This window comes from Bacteroidales bacterium (assembly GCA_014860585.1).
In the GTDB taxonomy this organism is placed as follows: Bacteria; Bacteroidota; Bacteroidia; order Bacteroidales; family 4484-276; genus RZYY01.
Map to the genome: position 1 here is coordinate 11,884 of JACZJL010000109.1, position 16,024 is coordinate 27,907.

General features: G+C 43.4%; 11 protein-coding genes. 7 read left to right on the forward strand and 4 right to left on the reverse strand.

The features are described from left to right. Positions 1–20 precede the first annotated feature (20 nt). Entirely contained in the window at positions 21–1,412 is a 1,392-nt protein-coding gene (locus IH598_11675; GenBank protein ID MBE0639170.1) for a T9SS type A sorting domain-containing protein, read from the reverse strand. A 550-nt stretch (positions 1,413–1,962) separates the two neighbouring features. On the opposite strand from IH598_11675, the gene IH598_11680 reads away from it, so the two are divergent. The 3 genes from IH598_11680 (at position 1,963) to IH598_11690 (ending at position 7,677) form a co-directional block, all read left to right on the forward strand. Further along, positions 1,963–5,166 carry a caspase family protein gene (locus tag IH598_11680; protein MBE0639171.1) on the forward strand — a complete coding sequence of 1,068 codons (3,204 nt, stop codon included), beginning with the start codon at positions 1,963–1,965 and terminating at the stop codon, positions 5,164–5,166. A gap of 107 nt (positions 5,167–5,273) precedes the next feature. Then, complete coding sequence (locus IH598_11685; protein ID MBE0639172.1) at positions 5,274–6,662, forward strand: aminopeptidase P family protein; 1,389 nt, start codon at positions 5,274–5,276, stop codon at positions 6,660–6,662. A gap of 43 nt (positions 6,663–6,705) precedes the next feature. After that, on the forward strand, positions 6,706–7,677 hold the full coding sequence (locus tag IH598_11690) for an HrgA protein (GenBank protein ID MBE0639173.1): 972 nt from the start codon (positions 6,706–6,708) through the stop codon (positions 7,675–7,677). Positions 7,678–7,865: 188 nt separating this feature from the next. On the opposite strand, the gene IH598_11695 is transcribed toward IH598_11690, so the two are convergent. The 3 genes from IH598_11695 to IH598_11705 all read right to left on the reverse strand — a co-directional run bounded on the left by IH598_11695 (position 7,866) and on the right by IH598_11705 (position 10,871). Further along, entirely contained in the window at positions 7,866–8,801 is a 936-nt protein-coding gene (locus IH598_11695; GenBank protein MBE0639174.1) for a tetratricopeptide repeat protein, read from the reverse strand. Between the two features lie 141 nt (positions 8,802–8,942). After that, positions 8,943–10,409: a hypothetical protein gene (locus IH598_11700; GenBank protein ID MBE0639175.1), complete on the reverse strand. Its 1,467-nt coding sequence runs from the start codon at positions 10,407–10,409 to the stop codon at positions 8,943–8,945. Between the two features lie 99 nt (positions 10,410–10,508). After that, on the reverse strand, positions 10,509–10,871 hold the full coding sequence (locus IH598_11705; protein MBE0639176.1) for a DUF2784 domain-containing protein: 363 nt from the start codon (positions 10,869–10,871) through the stop codon (positions 10,509–10,511). Between the two features lie 66 nt (positions 10,872–10,937). On the opposite strand from IH598_11705, the gene IH598_11710 reads away from it, so the two are divergent. The 4 genes from IH598_11710 to IH598_11725 are packed head-to-tail and all read left to right on the forward strand — an operon-like array spanning position 10,938 to position 15,907. Next, on the forward strand, positions 10,938–13,511 hold the full coding sequence (locus IH598_11710; protein MBE0639177.1) for a DNA translocase FtsK 4TM domain-containing protein: 2,574 nt from the start codon (positions 10,938–10,940) through the stop codon (positions 13,509–13,511). Between the two features lie 2 nt (positions 13,512–13,513). After that, entirely contained in the window at positions 13,514–14,167 is a 654-nt protein-coding gene (locus tag IH598_11715) for an outer membrane lipoprotein carrier protein LolA (GenBank protein MBE0639178.1), read from the forward strand. Between the two features lie 50 nt (positions 14,168–14,217). Next, entirely contained in the window at positions 14,218–14,988 is a 771-nt protein-coding gene (locus tag IH598_11720; GenBank protein MBE0639179.1) for an ABC transporter permease, read from the forward strand. A 1-nt stretch (position 14,989) separates the two neighbouring features. After that, positions 14,990–15,907, forward strand: coding sequence for an ABC transporter ATP-binding protein (locus IH598_11725; GenBank protein MBE0639180.1), 918 nt, complete (start codon positions 14,990–14,992; stop codon positions 15,905–15,907). The last annotated feature ends 117 nt before the right edge of the window (positions 15,908–16,024 follow it).

The window sequence follows — 16,024 nt, forward strand, 5'->3', positions numbered from 1 at the left end:
CGTTCGACGATCCGGCAGGTTTAAAGAATCATGATTTTCTGGTTGAAACTTACTTTTCCGCCATTAACGGTAACAATATAAAGGCCTTTCAGGTTGCCGGAAATTGTTTTTGAACTTCCCGGTGTTATGCGGGATTGAAACACGGTTTGCCCTGTAATCGAATAAACAGTGACGTCAAAAAGTTGATCAACCAGCGCTGAATCTTTTGCCTCAAGGTAAAGTTTATCGCAGATGATCCTAGCACGGATCGGAATGCCCGGCATAAATTCGTCAATTTCGGTTGAGCCATCAAGATAAAGCCATTGGTAAGCCTGGCCGAATTGTGTGCGCCACAGCAACTCGTTGTGTTGCCCTCCGGGAACTACTTTCAGGTAAAGTTCCGAATCGTCAAAACCGGCAGCCTGCAAAGTGTCCATCATCAGGTTCATCTGCTGAACGAGGCCGCCGCTCTCGTTGGTTCCCCCCATCATATAATAGCGCATCGGGTATACTTTTCCTGTCTGATAGGCAAAAATGTAACTTGAATCGCTGAACCAGAATGAGGGAGAAAAAACACCAGCTTTGCTTAAGATTTCCTGGTATTTCAACCCGATATAATGAGAGATCAGCCCACCGAGTGAACTCCCCATCACACCGGTATGCTCACGTTGTGGCTTTGTGCGGTAATGCTCATCAATGTAAGGCTTAAGTGTTTCTACGATAAATTTTGCATACAGATCGCCATCGCCGCCTCCGTATTGCTGGTTCGGCCAGGGAGTGTATTCGGCTATACGGTAAGTGCCTCCATTGTCAATCCCAACCACAATTGGCACCTCTTTTCCATTGCTAAAAAGGGAATTTAGCGTTTCATCCACCTCCCATTCGCCGGCAAAAGAAGTGTACAGATCGAAAAGGTTTTGCCCATCGTGCATATAGAGCACGGGATAATCCTTTCCTGATGTTTCATAATCGGGGGGAAGGTACAACCAGATGCGACGTGTACGGTTGAGTTGCGGCATAAAAAACGCATTGTCCATGATCACCACATTTTCTGCTGCCGTAGTCCCCGGTCCGCCAAGGTCTTCCCAACTCAGGATGGTTAGCAACAAGGTGTCTTGAGTACCGAAAGTGAATGTCCGGTTGGGCAGGTACCCGCCTGTTTCGTTTCCCTCCACTGTTGCCCAGCTTCCACGGGTAAATTTAAACTGTATAGTTCCTGTGCCGTTGATCACAATCTGGGGTTGCCCGTTTGTGTTGGATTGAAGGATGAAGGTTGCATTTCCCGGGTCCCAGCCGTTGAAACTTCCAGCTATGAAAATGTTATCCTCCGGTGGAGTATTGGCCGGTATCGAAGTCACAATCATGGTTACCTCTGCAGCCCTGGCAAAAAGCACTATGAGGAACATGAACAAAAGAAAGAAAAAGTTTTTCATGGCGTGTGTATGATTATTTGCTATCCATAAATTTGGACAAAAGTACGGAAAAAGGATGTAACTGATTTCTCCAACAGAAGGTCAGGGTGCTTGTAATTTCAAGACTACGTTTTACAACACTGAATTGGTGAAAACAAAATTGTATGCGATGTGAAAAGCGATTCTTCATCTGTGGATGACTTTCAAGATGAAAGGATTGCAAAATGAGTGTTTCAAATACAATATGAAAAATGACAAGGTCAGGTTTCCCGCCCTCTGTTTTCATCAAGTCCAGCCTGCTATTGCCAAGCTCAAAAAGCACAACTGAAAATCAATATTTATTCTTTCACATTCAAATGCAGTCTGATTTTTTCCAAATTTTTCAATCAATCGCAGCTCTGAACTAACTTTTTCTACTTTTGTGCTCGTGCAGAATGTCATAAATCATGCTTCAGCACTCTGTTTCGGGGAAATTAATCATTAAATCTTTCATATGAAACGGCTCTTTTTCTTCGTGTTATCTTTTCAACTTTTTGTAAACGGGGGATTACTGTCTCAAAACCCTCAGATTATGGTTCAGATGAGGCACAGTGATGAGGTGAATTCAGCGGTGTTTGCTCCCGACGGCAGGGCTGTAGTTTCGGGATCAGCTGATAACACGGTCAAAATCTGGGACACCAAAACCGGATACCAGACAGATACTTTAAACATCAGGTTGTATGTATCCACTGTGGCGGTTACACCTGACGGCTCAAAAATCCTGGTAAGCACTTCGCGTAACCTTATTGTACTTGATTACGAATCTAAGAAAACGTTATTCAAAATCCCGGACCTTAAGAGTGCAGTCCATATTCATTGTTCAGCCGACAGCAAATATGCTGTATTGTCTTGTACAGATGATGTGAGCAGAATTGTGGACCTGGAGGCAGGCAGGGTGGTTTCACAACTTTATTATGAATATGTGGAATGCTCGGTTTTTTCGCCGGATATGAAATACCTTGTAATTTGTGGCGTCAATCGAATTAACGGTGGACTGGGGATACCTGATCTTTATGACATTGAACTTATCCGGGCGCCAAAAAAGATTGGAACACTTGGGTTTGATAACTGCCATGCAGTAACCTTCTCACCTGATGGCAAGTACCTGGCTGCGGGAACTCACAATGGTGCAATTATGATCTACAATATGAAGAGTAAGAAAAAGGAGGGACGAAAGATCGGCAATCATTCTCCAAATAAGGATTATTATGTCAGTTGCATAAGTTTCACGAAAGATGGAAAATACCTGATTTCGGGCTCACAGGATCATACAATAAAAATATGGGATCCTTTAACTGGTAACCTGATCAGAACACTGGATGACTTTACCGATGATATTAACTCAATAGATATATCACCTGATTCAAAGAAGATGATTTCCACGTCCTTCGAAAATGTGATCAGGTATTGGGATATTGAATCAGGAAAAGAAGAACAGGTATTTAAATCGGAGGCCTCGGTGGTTTATGCAGTGGATATTTCGCCCGATGAAAAGTTTTTCATTGCCGGGTGCGGGGATAAGACGGTCAAACTATTCGACAACTATTACGGGAACCTTGTAAGAGTAATGGAAGGGCACAAGTACCTGGTGAAATTTGCCTGTTATTCACCCGATGGCAAATATATTTTAAGCGCTTCAACAGATAAAATTACAGATGATTATCAGGGCGATGTAATTCTGTGGGATGCAGCATCCGGACAACAATTAAAATATTTCACCTGCTCAGGCAGTGTTAACTCAATTGATTTTTCACCGGACTCAAAGCAGTTCCTGGTCTATGATTTTAACCCATTTGTTTATAACGTTTTAAACGGTGAACAAAAATCTTTGAATTTTTCTGACCTGGCAGCCTGGATGCCTGATTCAAAAACAATTTTGGTGGCCATGAATACCAGCTCAGAAAACCTGCGGCTAAGAATTATGGACCCGGTTTCGGGCAACATCCTGAAAACAATGTACGACTTAGGTTCTGGCGGTATTACCTCGCTATTTTTATCGCACGACAGGAAATTTGCTGCCATAACTTCTGACAATAAGCTCACTGTCTTTAATACAGCAAGCGGCAAAGTCGTTTCAACCCTCGACATAGATTCCTATTATGCCCGATCCATTGCTTTTTCATACGATGCTTCCCTGCTTGCTGTTACATCCTTTAAAAGAGTTGATTTCTGGGAAATTGCAACAGCTACAAAAATCAGAAGTATCGGGCTTCATCAGAATTTTGTGGAATCCATCAAGCTAAGCAAGGATGGTAAAACAATGCTGACCGGTTCGCAGGATGGAACCATCAGAAAAACCAACCTGACCAACGACCGGTCAATCGCTTTTATCGGCGACGGCACAGGGAAGGAGTGGATCATGTTTGACAATGACGGATTCTGGGACGCTTCAACAAGGGTGGGAAGTCTGGCTACACTTAATATTCCGGGTAAAATTGCAGGGGTGGATCAGTTTGCTGCATGGACCAACCGACCGGATAAAATTTTTGAAAAATTTGGTCTGCGAGACCAGGAATTGATCACCCATTACAAAAATCAATACCTGAAACGTCTGAAAAGGCAGGGACTCAATGAAAGTCAGCAAACTGACCTTTCTGACATTCCGGTTACAGAAATTAACGAGATGACTCAAAACGGGAAAAATGTTACTTTAACGTTTTCATTTACAGACAACTCGAATGCGATCACTTCGTACAACATTTTTATGAATGATGTACCGGTTTTTGGGGCAAAAGGAAAACTGTTGGCTGATAACCGGACTGCTATTGTTGAGGTTGTTGAGCTGACTGCAGGCGAAAATAAAATTGAAGTCTCATGCACCAACAGCCGCGGGATTGAAAGCTACCGGGCATTAACATCAGCAAAATACGAGGGTGAAGTGGCCAAAAACCTTTATTTTATTGGGTTTGGTGTGTCGAGGTATCAATTTTCTGAATTAAACCTGAAATATGCCGACAAAGACGCCACCGACCTCGAAAAAGTGATGCAGGGAATGAAGGGTAAAGGTTTTGAAAATGTATTCACAATGACGCTTTTAAATGAAGATGTGACGCCGGCGGCGATCAAAAAAGCAAAGGAATTTGTACAAAATGCAAAACCCGACGACACCTTTGTCCTGTTTATTGCCGGCCATGGTATGCACGACAAAGACGCCGACGCCACCTATTATTATCTGACTTCCAATGCCGACCTCAATAACCTGAAAAACACCGCTGCCGATTTCGAAACCATCGAAGACTTGTTGCAGGGGATTCCTCCCCGCAACAAACTTTTCCTCATGGATGCCTGCGAAAGTGGTGAAATGGATGAAGAATTCCAAACCAGCCAGATTGCCCAGGCTGACCTGAAATGGATGCAATCACGCGGTATGAAAAGGATCGAAACGAAATCAACCGTGCAGCCAACCCAATCATCAGGCCGCAGCTATCTTGCACAGAAAGACCGCTTCATTTACAACGATTTGATCCGCCGAAGCGGCGCCATCGTCTTTTCCTCTTCAAAAGGAGGGGAACTGAGTTATGAACGCAGCGATATCGAAAACGGGTTGTTTACCGAATATATTCTAAAAGCCTTTACTACTGACGTAGCCGATACCGACAGCAATGGCCTGGTCAGTACCAGTGAATTGAGGGATTATGTTTCAGCGCAGGTGGCTCAAAGTAGCGGTAACCTTCAGCATCCGACCGTTGACAGGGATAATATATTCCAGAAGTTTGATTTTCAGGTGACAAAATAAGCAGAGTTGAGGTTGACTTCACAAACACAATTGTCATTTAATTTGCCGAAAAAACTAACTTTGCAGGAATTAAAACACCGCAATTCATTCACTAAATTGAAATAACAATGTTTAAACCAGAAGTTTACAAACAACGGCGCGATGCGCTGAAAGCTAAAATGAACAGGGGAATCGCCTTCTTTCCCGGAAATGAAGAATCGCCGATGAACTATGCTGCCAACACGTTTCACTACCGCCAGGACAGCACGTTTCTTTATTTTTTCGGTCTCGATATGCCCGGTCTTGCCGGTGTGATTGACCTTGACGAAGGAAAAGATTACATTTTCGGAAATGATGTGGAAATCGAAGATATCATCTGGATGGGACCACAGCCATTGATGAAAGACAACGCCATGAAGGTGGGAGTAGAGCACGTTTACCCGCATTCCGAACTTGGTAATTTTCTCAAAAAAGCAATGAATCAGGGCAGAACAATTCATTACATCCCCCAATACCGCCCGGATAACAAAATCCTGCTGGAGTCGCTCACAGGAATCAAAATTGCTGACCAGAAAGAGCGCGCTTCAGTTCCCTTGATCAAAGCTATTGTTGATCTGAGGAACATTAAGGATGAAAATGAGATCGCAGAATTGGAGAAAGCTGCAGCCATCGGTTACGACATGCATGTGTTATCAATGAAAATGGCCAAACCGGGCATCCTCGAACGCGAAATAGCCGGCGCCATCGAAGGATTGGCACTATCGGGAGGCGCCAGCGTTTCGTTCCCAATAATATTGTCGCAAAATGGAGAAACCCTCCACAACCACGATCACAGCCAGGTATTACAGGCCGGTCGCCTCATGATTACTGATGCCGGTGCAGAAACAACGATGCATTATGCCAGCGATTTTACCCGGACAATACCAGTTGGCGGAAAATTTTCGCCCAAACAACGGGATATTTACCAGATTGTACTCGACGCCAACAATGCAGCTACTGCTGCTATCAAACCCGGGGTTACCTACCAGAGTATCCATCTGCTGGCCGCACGCGTGATTGCTTCCGGTCTGAAAAATGTCGGACTGATGATGGGTGATGTGGATGAAGCGGTGCGTCAGGGTGCGCACGCGATGTTCTTCCCTCACGGTCTCGGTCACATGATGGGACTGGATGTGCACGATATGGAAAACTACGGCGAAGACTTCGTTGGTTACGACGAGGAAACCAAACGGATAAAACAGTTCGGAACGGCCTACCTCAGGCTGGGACGCAGATTGCAAAAAGGTTTTGTTCTTACCAATGAGCCGGGAATTTATTTTATACCCGCGCTCATCGCACAATGGAAAAATGAAGGTAAGTTCAGGGAATTTATCAACTACAGCAAGGCTGAAGAGTACATTGGATTTGGAGGAATCAGGATCGAGGACGATATTCTTGTAACCGAAACAGGCAGCCAGTTGATCGGGAAAAGAATCCCGGTCACTGTGGAAGAAATTGAAGCTACGATGCGCGGGTAAGTTTTACTTGGCATTTTAGAACGAAACGACAATAATAAAATAAATGGCAAAGACGACATTTTGGGACGTAATCGAAAAGACTGTTGAGAAAGTTGGAACACCACTTTCTGCAAAAGAAATTTGGGACAAGGCAAATGAACTTGGAACCCTTGGCGACCTTTCAACTTCCGGCAAAACACCTTGGGCAACAATAGCTGCTTATTGTTACACCGACATTAATAATAACGGTGAGAATTCAACGGTAATTCAAACAAGCGAGCGACCTGCTCAATTTTTTCTTAGAAAGCTTGCTAACAAAATTGACTTACAAAAGGTTCAGCAACAAAAAGACTCAGAACTAGCTAAAAAAGAAAAGCCTGAAGCCAAGAAATTTAACGAGAGAGACCTTCATTCTCTCCTAGTAGCTTATGCTTTTGGTAATAGTCATTTTAAGGCCAACTTAAAGACTGTTTTTCACGAGAATTCTACGAAAGCGACTAAGGGACAAAATGAATGGTTACATCCTGATCTTGTTGGAGTTTATTTCCCTTTTCGCGACTTCAAGTCTGAAACACTTGAAATACAAAATCATCTTTCAATTACATCAATAAAACTATTTTCTTTTGAGCTAAAAATTTCTCTGAGCTTCGGAAACCTCCGACAATCATACTTTCAGGCTGTTTCAAATTCAAGTTGGGCAAATGAAGGTTATCTGGTGACATTAAATATTGATGATGATCCCACTTTTAAAGATGAAGTAAGAAGACTAAACAATGCCTTTGGCATAGGGATAATTAAACTAAATCCTGAGAATATTTTTGAAAGTGAAATTTTATTTCCGTCAAGAATAAATCAGGAAATTGACTGGGATACAGTAAATCGATTAGCTAACGAAAATTCGGATTTCAGTGACTTTCTTAAATTAATCACAGAAGACTGTAAGCTTGGAAAAGTGAAAAGCCAGTATGACAAGGTTTTAAAAATGGAAGAATTAATGAAATATGTTAAAGACAAAGGGATTAACAACACAAAATAACAGGCATTTGAATAAATGCAGGTGAAGTGGCTTATTCAACCAAAATGTTACTCTATGGCTTTTGAAAAAGCTTACAGGCATTCGGTTCTGCATCAGCTGCTAAGCAAAGCAATCTATTGACATACAAAGCTAAAATCACAAAAGTTTAGAGCTATTGTCCCGGTCAATTTCCATAAAAAATTCAGCTTTCACTCCTCCGGTTTTCCTTCGATTTGGAGAATCAGGTCTTCCTGCTGACGGATGCGTTCACGCAATATAGAGATGTAGGTTTGATTGAGTGAGTCGGGGAAAATCCTGAAGGATTCTTCAGCCCAAACAAGCGCCGGATCGAGTAAACCTTCCATTTCGGCAGCAAGAGCAAGGTTGAAGGCAGCTCTTGCTTTTTTTGTCCGGTCCGAACTTTCTAAAGTAGTTTTCCAGTTTAATGCTGCATCAGTCCAGTTGCCTTCTTCAACCTGCGTATAGCCCCTGCGTATATGCCTGTCCCCGGCTTTAAATATGATGCGCTGAGTTTGCACAAAGTGAGGGGATATCCTGGCGCCGAAAGAAAAGGCAGATTCTTCGGCGGCAGTTTTGAGTAAATCACGGCCAGTTAAATAAAGTCCCTCTTCACTTGTTCCCCAGAAACCCTCAATCCTGTAATAAAGGGTATCATTAATCAGTTTCTGGTCCACTAACCTTGAAGAAAATGGATGAATAAAAAGCCAGCGACTGGTAAGAAATATTGTATAGAGACTATAATACCCCCCAAAAATGCTGGTATAAACCGAGTAATCAATCTTTTTGTCCATTGAACTGAGCAGAATGAGGGCATCAGCTTCATTTTCAATGCACAACGTTTTAATATTTTCGATATGACCGGTGGTAAAATCATCCGGAATTCCTGGAAGAGGAAATCCCAAACTATCGACGGTGACTGCAGAAAACCGGTTGTTGTAGTTAAGCATTCCCGCCAGGTTTTCAACAGCAGCGCGCGCATAAGCCGTGTCATAATACACCGTATCAAAATAGTCGGTGCCATAAATTTCATAAAGGGTATTTTTATTGCCCTCGTTTTCGCTCATATTATTTGCAATAAGCACCTTTTGAATGGACTGAGGAACAATGATTTTAGCCGGTTCCAAAACCTCAATATTGAAAACTTCATAGGTTTTACAGGAAATCATTACCAGGAGCAAACTCGCTAAGAATGCAACTTTAATAGTGATTCTCCACTGATTGACCTTGGTCCGGATGGTATTCATTGCTGCTGGTCAATAAGTTGATTAACGTGGTTTCCGTTCAATCACCGGAACCCATTCATACGCCCCAAGGTCAGGGGTTTTGGTTCTGTCTTCACCCTGGATGTCAACCGGAACTGTAATGGCTATCTCCGGGCTTCCTATGTTTCGGGCAGGCGAGAGGCTGTCGAGTTGCAGGTCGTTTTCCTGGTAATTAACAAATACAGGATCTTCGTTTTTGAGGGAGTTAATGTATATGGCAGGGTCTGAAATGTCCATTTCGGTTTTTAGCAGACAATGATCGAATTTTACAAGAAAATCTTCCCCCTGACTGTCCATAACCACTTCTTCCCGCTGGTTTCCGTAAATAATGCTGTTGGCAAAGTTGGAATTGAAAGGAAATATAACCGGCTGGTTGTCCTGGTTTATATAGTAATTATTGAGATAGACCGACGGCGTGTTGCGGATGCTGTAGTTCCAGTAATTACCAATGGTCGTGTGCCTGAAGTCATAGGAACCCCCAAGGGTCAGCGCCACGGCATATTGCCCGCAGTTTGTGATTACACAATTCTGAGCTGCTATGAGGTAGAACCGTGAAAGTATCCCTGCACCGGACATGTTTTCAATCATCGTATTGTTCAGGTAGAGTTGATTGCCCATAAACTCTTGCAGGGTTTCCACCTGCAATCCGATAAATCCATTCCTGATGATTGCATAATTGATCACATTGTCCACGGCGCCTTCATTAATCCAAATTCTGTCCCACTGTCCCGGCAGATATTGATAAAAACCATCCATGCGGTCGCTTTGAAAATAGACCGGCTCTTCCAATGTTCCGAGTACTTTAAGTGAGCCGCCTTTGTAAATCCACAATCCGGAACCTGAGTGAAAATGAACTTTTGTTCCCGCCTCAATAGTCAGGCTACCGGTCGAGTCAACCACAGCATAGCCATAAACGACGATTGGAAGGTCATTGGCCCAGGTTGTATCTGCACCTTCGCCTGCAACAATTTTGTATTTCGGAAGCCCCGGCCGCTCAGTATCCCAAAGAATGAATCTTGCATTTTGTCCCCAGGCGACCAGGTCAACATCCTGAACATTACCATTGGTTTCAAATACGATAGAATCGCTAACAATGAAAGGGAGCGTAGCATCGGAAGGGTCAATGGTGACCCTGGCGAAGAGGAAAAGACTATCATTCCCGGCGATTTCCACATCGTTGAATTGCATTCCCGACTGACCATCCACATTGATCGAATATCGGGAATCAGCTCCATTTGCCAGTTTAATGGAAGAAATTTTTATTCGCTCTTTTGACGTATTGTACACCCTGATTTGTTGGGTTATCGAACCAACGGTGACAAAAACAGTGTCGAAAATAATGGTATCGGAAGAGAAGGCCAGTTTCACCGATGGACTGGTATTAAAATCTTCATCCTTCTGGCAGGCTGTATTGATCAGAACCAGCGCAAGGAATAGAACAACCAGGTAGTTAAAATGCCGCAATGCCATTGGAAAAAGGCTATTAATTTTTCAAAGTCAAAATTACCTCACCACTTACGTTTTTTTTGGTTGTTTATTGTCAAAAGAGGAATTCAACCGGTCTCCGATTTACTTTTTACTGTTGAAAATGATCAATCCGTAAATCACCAGATTGACCACGATCACCAAAGTTCCCAAAATGATTTGTAGTTCACGGGTAAACGCATCAGGATAAATAACCGGAACAAGGTAATGCTCAACAAAACCGCCCTCAAAGCCTGAACTTCCTTCCAGGTGACGGAAATGATTTTCGAGGGGTGTGAGGGGGCAGTACCAGCCCATCAACTCAATGAGCACTCCCCAGGCAGCAGCGGGCAGATGCAACAGCGCAATCCATCGCTTTTTCATGACAAGCAATCCGCCTGCAACCACAAATGCAACAAAAAGCAGGTGAATAACCAGTATCAGATCGGCAAGAATTTGATAAATCATGGCAATAAAAACAGGAATAATCATTTAATATTACCTTTGCGACTGTTTAAAGAACTAAAAACCAATATGCCGGTAAAAAGCAACGTATTAAAAACCAACAAGCTGAAGGAGCCCCCCCCGGGTCAGAAAAGGAGAAAGAAGAGTACTCCGGTGAAATCCAGGAAACGGTTTTTTAACAGACGCCAGGTTCAACAAGTTTTTGGCCTGTTCATTATCCTTCTTTCCATTTTCCTTGGAATTGCCTATGGCTCTTACCTGGATACATGGAAACCCGAAGACACGGTTTTCAATATGAAGGTTTGGGACATTCTAACGTCAGGCAATGTTACAGTTCATAACCTGATGGGTAAGCTTGGAGCCGTGAGTGCCTATTATTCGATAAAAAAAGGCTTTGGTGTCGCCGCTTATCTTTTTCTTTTCTTTTTTCTGATGGCCGGGATTAAATTGTTGTTACCAAAATCAAATGCTCCCGTATGGAAAACATTTCAGATTGTACTCATTGGAATACTGTGGTTTCCGGCCACTTTTGCCTATGTTATGCCCAATGTGATGGATGGGATTTTCCCGGGTACTTTCGGCATTTTTGTCGAAAACTGGCTGGTGAATTACCTGGGAAAACCCGGCACCGGATTGATCCTCTTTTTTGTGCTCATCGTATTTCTTATTGTTATAGGCTTCTTTACCTTGTTTAATTTCAAAATCCCTTCTTTTAAATTATTTGGCCGGAACGGAAAAAATGGGAAGGAAAAGAATGGAAACGGCAAGCAGCGCAGGGAAGATAAATACAATGTTGAAGAGTATGCAGTTGATGAGGAGGATGAAGATGATGATGATGAAAATGAGAAGATAAGGAAGGACAAAGGGATAAACAGCATGATCGGAAAAAAAACCAATGGAACAAATAAAGTTCTCCCCAATCCTTTGCAAAAATCTGGCAGTCCGAATGTCATCGAACTTGATCCCGGAATTCCGGTGCGGGAGAGACCATTGAAAAATTCAGGATCGGTGGACTTCACCATCGAAAATCCAACAGACATTTCGGATACACAGCAGGTGAAAAAAGAAGAGCCCCCTAAACCAACTTCCACAACCATCAAATCACGTTATGGAGTGGAAAGCCTTTACGACCCGCGCCTCGACTTACCACATTACCAGTTTCCAACTTTCGATTTACTGAACGATTATGGCAGCGATAAGGTGAATGTTAGGAATGAAGAGTTGATTGCCAACAAGCAAAAAATTGTGGAAACGCTGAATCATTACAGTATTGACATCGAAAAGATCAAAGCGACCATCGGCCCGACAGTGACATTGTATGAGATCATCCCGGCGCCGGGGATACGCATATCGCGAATCCGTAACCTTGAAGACGATATTGCATTGAGTTTGTCGGCTCTCGGCATCAGGATTATCGCACCGATTCCGGGAAAAGGGACCGTTGGTATTGAAGTGCCAAATCAGAACCCTGACATCGTTTCGATGAAGTCGATTCTCGCGTCAGAGAAATTCCAGGAATCCAAAGCAGAGTTGCCTTTCGGGATGGGAAAAACTGTTTCCAATGAAGTTTTTATCGCCGACCTCACCAAGATGCCCCATATCCTTATGGCCGGCGCTACGGGTCAGGGGAAATCGGTCGGCCTGAATGCCGTCATTACTTCCCTTTTATATAAAAAACATCCTGCTGAGTTGAAGTTCGTGATGGTTGATCCCAAAAAGGTGGAGTTAACCCTGTTTTCAAAGATCGAACGCCATTACCTGGCCAAGTTGCCCGATTCCGAAGAGGCCATAATCACCGATACACGAAAGGTAGTTCGTACCCTCAATTCGCTTGGGATTGAGATGGACACGCGTTACGAGTTACTTAAAGACGCCCAGGTGCGGAATATTAAGGAATACAATTCCAAGTTCCTGGAGCGTAAACTCAATCCTACCGAAGGTCACCATTTCATGCCTTACATCGTGCTGGTAATCGATGAATTTGCCGATCTGATCATGACAGCAGGAAAGGAAATTGAAATCCCGTTGACGCGCCTTGCTCAGCTTGCCCGCGCGGTGGGTATCCACCTGATTATCGCCACGCAGCGCCCTTCTGTAAATATTATTACCGGCTCCATCAAAGCCAACTTCCCGGCACGTGTCGCTTTCAGGGTGATTTCAAAAGTTGACTCACGCACCATTCTCGACAGCCCCGGCGCTGACCAGCTGATCGGACGTGGCGACATGCTGCTTTCAACCGGAAGTGATCTTATCCGGCTGCAATGTGCTTTTATTGATACGCCTGAAATTGACAGGCTGACCGAATTTATCGGATCACAGCGCGCCTATCCCGATGCCTATCATTTACCCGAGTTTTCCGATGAGCAGGACGAGCACATCACCGAATTTGATCCTTCAGAAAAAGACCAGCTGTTTGAAGATTCAGCGCGGATTTTGGTGCAAACCCAGCAAGGTTCAACTTCATTATTGCAACGCAAATTGAAAATAGGATACAATCGTGCAGGACGAATCATTGACCAATTGGAAGGCGCCGGTATTGTCGGTCCATTTGAAGGAAGTAAAGCCCGTGAGGTATTAATTAAAACTGAGTTGGATTTGGAACAGTTTTTGAAAAATATGGACAATAATTTTAATGGTAAATAAACATGAAACAATTGATCATCAGCTTTTTTGCATTTTTCGTTCTCACCTTCCCTTTAGCGCTGCAAGCCCAATCGCGTGACAAACAAGCCTCAGAAATCCTGGAAGAGGTAACCCAGAAAACAAAAGCATACAAATCCATCAGCATCGAATTCAGCTACCAGATGGAAAATCCGGACGCCAATATCAACGAAACCACGACCGGAAAAGCCACAATGAGTGGCGACAAATACCGTCTCGAAATTGCAGGACAAACCATTATTTCTGATGGGAAAAACGTGTGGACTGTGCTCAGCGATGCCAAAGAAGTGCAGATTAACGATGCTGCCGAAGGTGACGACGTTTTTACCCCTACAAAACTGCTGACAAGTTACAGCGATCAGTACAAATCGAAGTTAATCCCCAAAGTCACTACCCTTCACGGCAAAAATGTCCACGCACTTGAGCTTACCCCCAATCAGAAAAAATCATTCGATAAAGTTCATCTCTTTATTGAAAAAGATAAAATGCAACTTTTTGTAATTGAGATTTTTGACCAGAACGGCAGCAAATACACCTATAAAATCAACCGTTTCGATACTGACCTCCCTGTGGATGATAAGTCATTTGCCTTCAGCGACAAAGAATTTCCCGGCTTTTATGTCATCGATATGAGGTAAAGTCATTTTGGAGCAACGACAGATTTTAACACTTCATCAACTCCGGATACATGAATAGATACCTCACTGAGATTTCAGCGATCACTTTTCTTATTCTCAAAGGATTGATCCGGACCCGGCGCAGTATCATTTTCTGGGTGATCTTCCCTTCGTTGATGCTACTGCTTTTTGGGCTGATATACGCCGGAGCAGATAATGCCGCAAAATCATTCGATTACACCGCACCCGGAATACTGATTGGTGCTGCATTGTTTTTCAGTTGCCTGGGTGGGACTACAGCGCATGTGGTGGCTGAACGCGAGCGAAGGACGCTTCGCAGGCTGCTGCTATCACCGCTGAAGCCTGTTTCCTATTTTTTGGGAATAGTATCTGCCCAGCTTGTGATTGCTTTCGGCCAGACAATTATTGTATATGGCATCGCTTTTTTGTTTGGGGGCAGGATTTATGGGTCAATATTTCTTTGCCTGGCAATTATTGTTTTAAGCGTTTTTTCATTTGTGGGGATGGGATTTTTTTTCGGTGCAAGGTTTGCAAAACGGACTGAAGATGTAAACGGCCCGGTAGCAGCTTTCGGTGTTCCGCTGCTTGTGCTTGGAGGAACCTTTTTCCCAATTTCTATTATGCCGCCTTATTTACTCAAAGTGGCGTATCTCAACCCGATCTTTCACATGAACCAGGCGCTTAAAGGGGTTTCTGCTGCAGGTTACGGTGTGGATGATATCTGGACCAATATGTTGTTCCTGATCATATTTACGCTGCTAACCCTCCTTTTAGGGGTTCATTCGTACAGGAAATTACTCTCAAAAGAAAAAATGACTTAGTATGTTAGCAGTTGAAAATCTCAGGAAGTCATTTGACAGCAAAATTGTCCTTGATGGATTAAATTTCACCATTGAAAAAGGTGAACTGTATGGACTTCTCGGTCCGAACGGCGCAGGAAAAACCACCGCCATCAATATACTTTGCGGTTTATTGAAGGCTGATGAAGGAATGATCAGGATAGCAGGTAAGCCTCCTTCGGAACTGACGAAAAGTTTGCTGGGAGTAGTCCCCCAGGAAATTTCAGTTTACAAGGATTTGACCTGTAAAGAAAACCTGGTTTTTTTCTCCAGGATCTATGGTCTATCCCGGTACGATGGAATTGCGAAGGCAGAGGAACTGATTGACCTTTTTCGCCTCGAAGAGTATGCAAACACCGAGGTTCACAAACTCAGCGGAGGCTGGCAGCGCAGGGTTAACATTGCCGTTGCACTGGTCCATTCACCAACCATTCTGTTTCTTGATGAACCCACTGCTGGACTTGACATCGAAGCCCGTTTCGAATTGTGGAAACTGATGGATCACCTTAAAAGTAAGGAATTAGCCATTCTGCTTACTACACATATTCTTGATGAGGCTCAGAAACTCTGTTCCCGAATTGGAATTATTCAGGAGGGAAAGATCGTTGCTGAAGGCTCGCTTGATGAATTGCGAAAAATTGTTCCCGCAGTCCAGCTTGCCTTTGTCAGAACTGAAAATGAAAACCTTCTCCGTAAAAAAGCAACCTCGTTTGGATGGGAAATTCGCGAATATGCAGGCAAATTGACATTATGTTTACCCGAAATTTATCAATTGAACGAAATCGTCAGTAAACTGGCTGATGTTCCCATCTCAGCCATCAGCCTCCACGAGGTCGGCCTTGAGCAGGCTTATCTCGAAATTACAAAGCAAAACCTTCCTGAAAACATAAAACAAGGGTAGTCCACACCCGGCAGCATTTTTTTTTATCGTTTTGATTTTCTGCAATTAATTTATTTACATTTGCCTTGCCTTAACCGGCCGAATGTTCTTAATCTGTTAATAGAATCTAAGTTAATC

Bases quoted from the DNA above. Each gene is read 5' to 3' on its own strand.
- IH598_11675 (MBE0639170.1), bottom strand. From the start codon at position 1,412: ATGAAAAACTTTTTCTTTCTTTTGTTCATGTTCCTCATAGTGCTTTTT.
- IH598_11680 (MBE0639171.1), top strand. From the start codon at position 1,963: ATGGTTCAGATGAGGCACAGTGATGAGGTGAATTCAGCGGTGTTTGCT.
- IH598_11685 (MBE0639172.1), top strand. From the start codon at position 5,274: ATGTTTAAACCAGAAGTTTACAAACAACGGCGCGATGCGCTGAAAGCT.
- IH598_11690 (MBE0639173.1), top strand. From the start codon at position 6,706: ATGGCAAAGACGACATTTTGGGACGTAATCGAAAAGACTGTTGAGAAA.
- IH598_11700 (MBE0639175.1), bottom strand. From the start codon at position 10,409: ATGGCATTGCGGCATTTTAACTACCTGGTTGTTCTATTCCTTGCGCTG.
- IH598_11705 (MBE0639176.1), bottom strand. From the start codon at position 10,871: ATGATTTATCAAATTCTTGCCGATCTGATACTGGTTATTCACCTGCTT.
- IH598_11710 (MBE0639177.1), top strand. From the start codon at position 10,938: ATGCCGGTAAAAAGCAACGTATTAAAAACCAACAAGCTGAAGGAGCCC.
- IH598_11715 (MBE0639178.1), top strand. From the start codon at position 13,514: ATGAAACAATTGATCATCAGCTTTTTTGCATTTTTCGTTCTCACCTTC.
- IH598_11720 (MBE0639179.1), top strand. From the start codon at position 14,218: ATGAATAGATACCTCACTGAGATTTCAGCGATCACTTTTCTTATTCTC.
- IH598_11725 (MBE0639180.1), top strand. From the start codon at position 14,990: ATGTTAGCAGTTGAAAATCTCAGGAAGTCATTTGACAGCAAAATTGTC.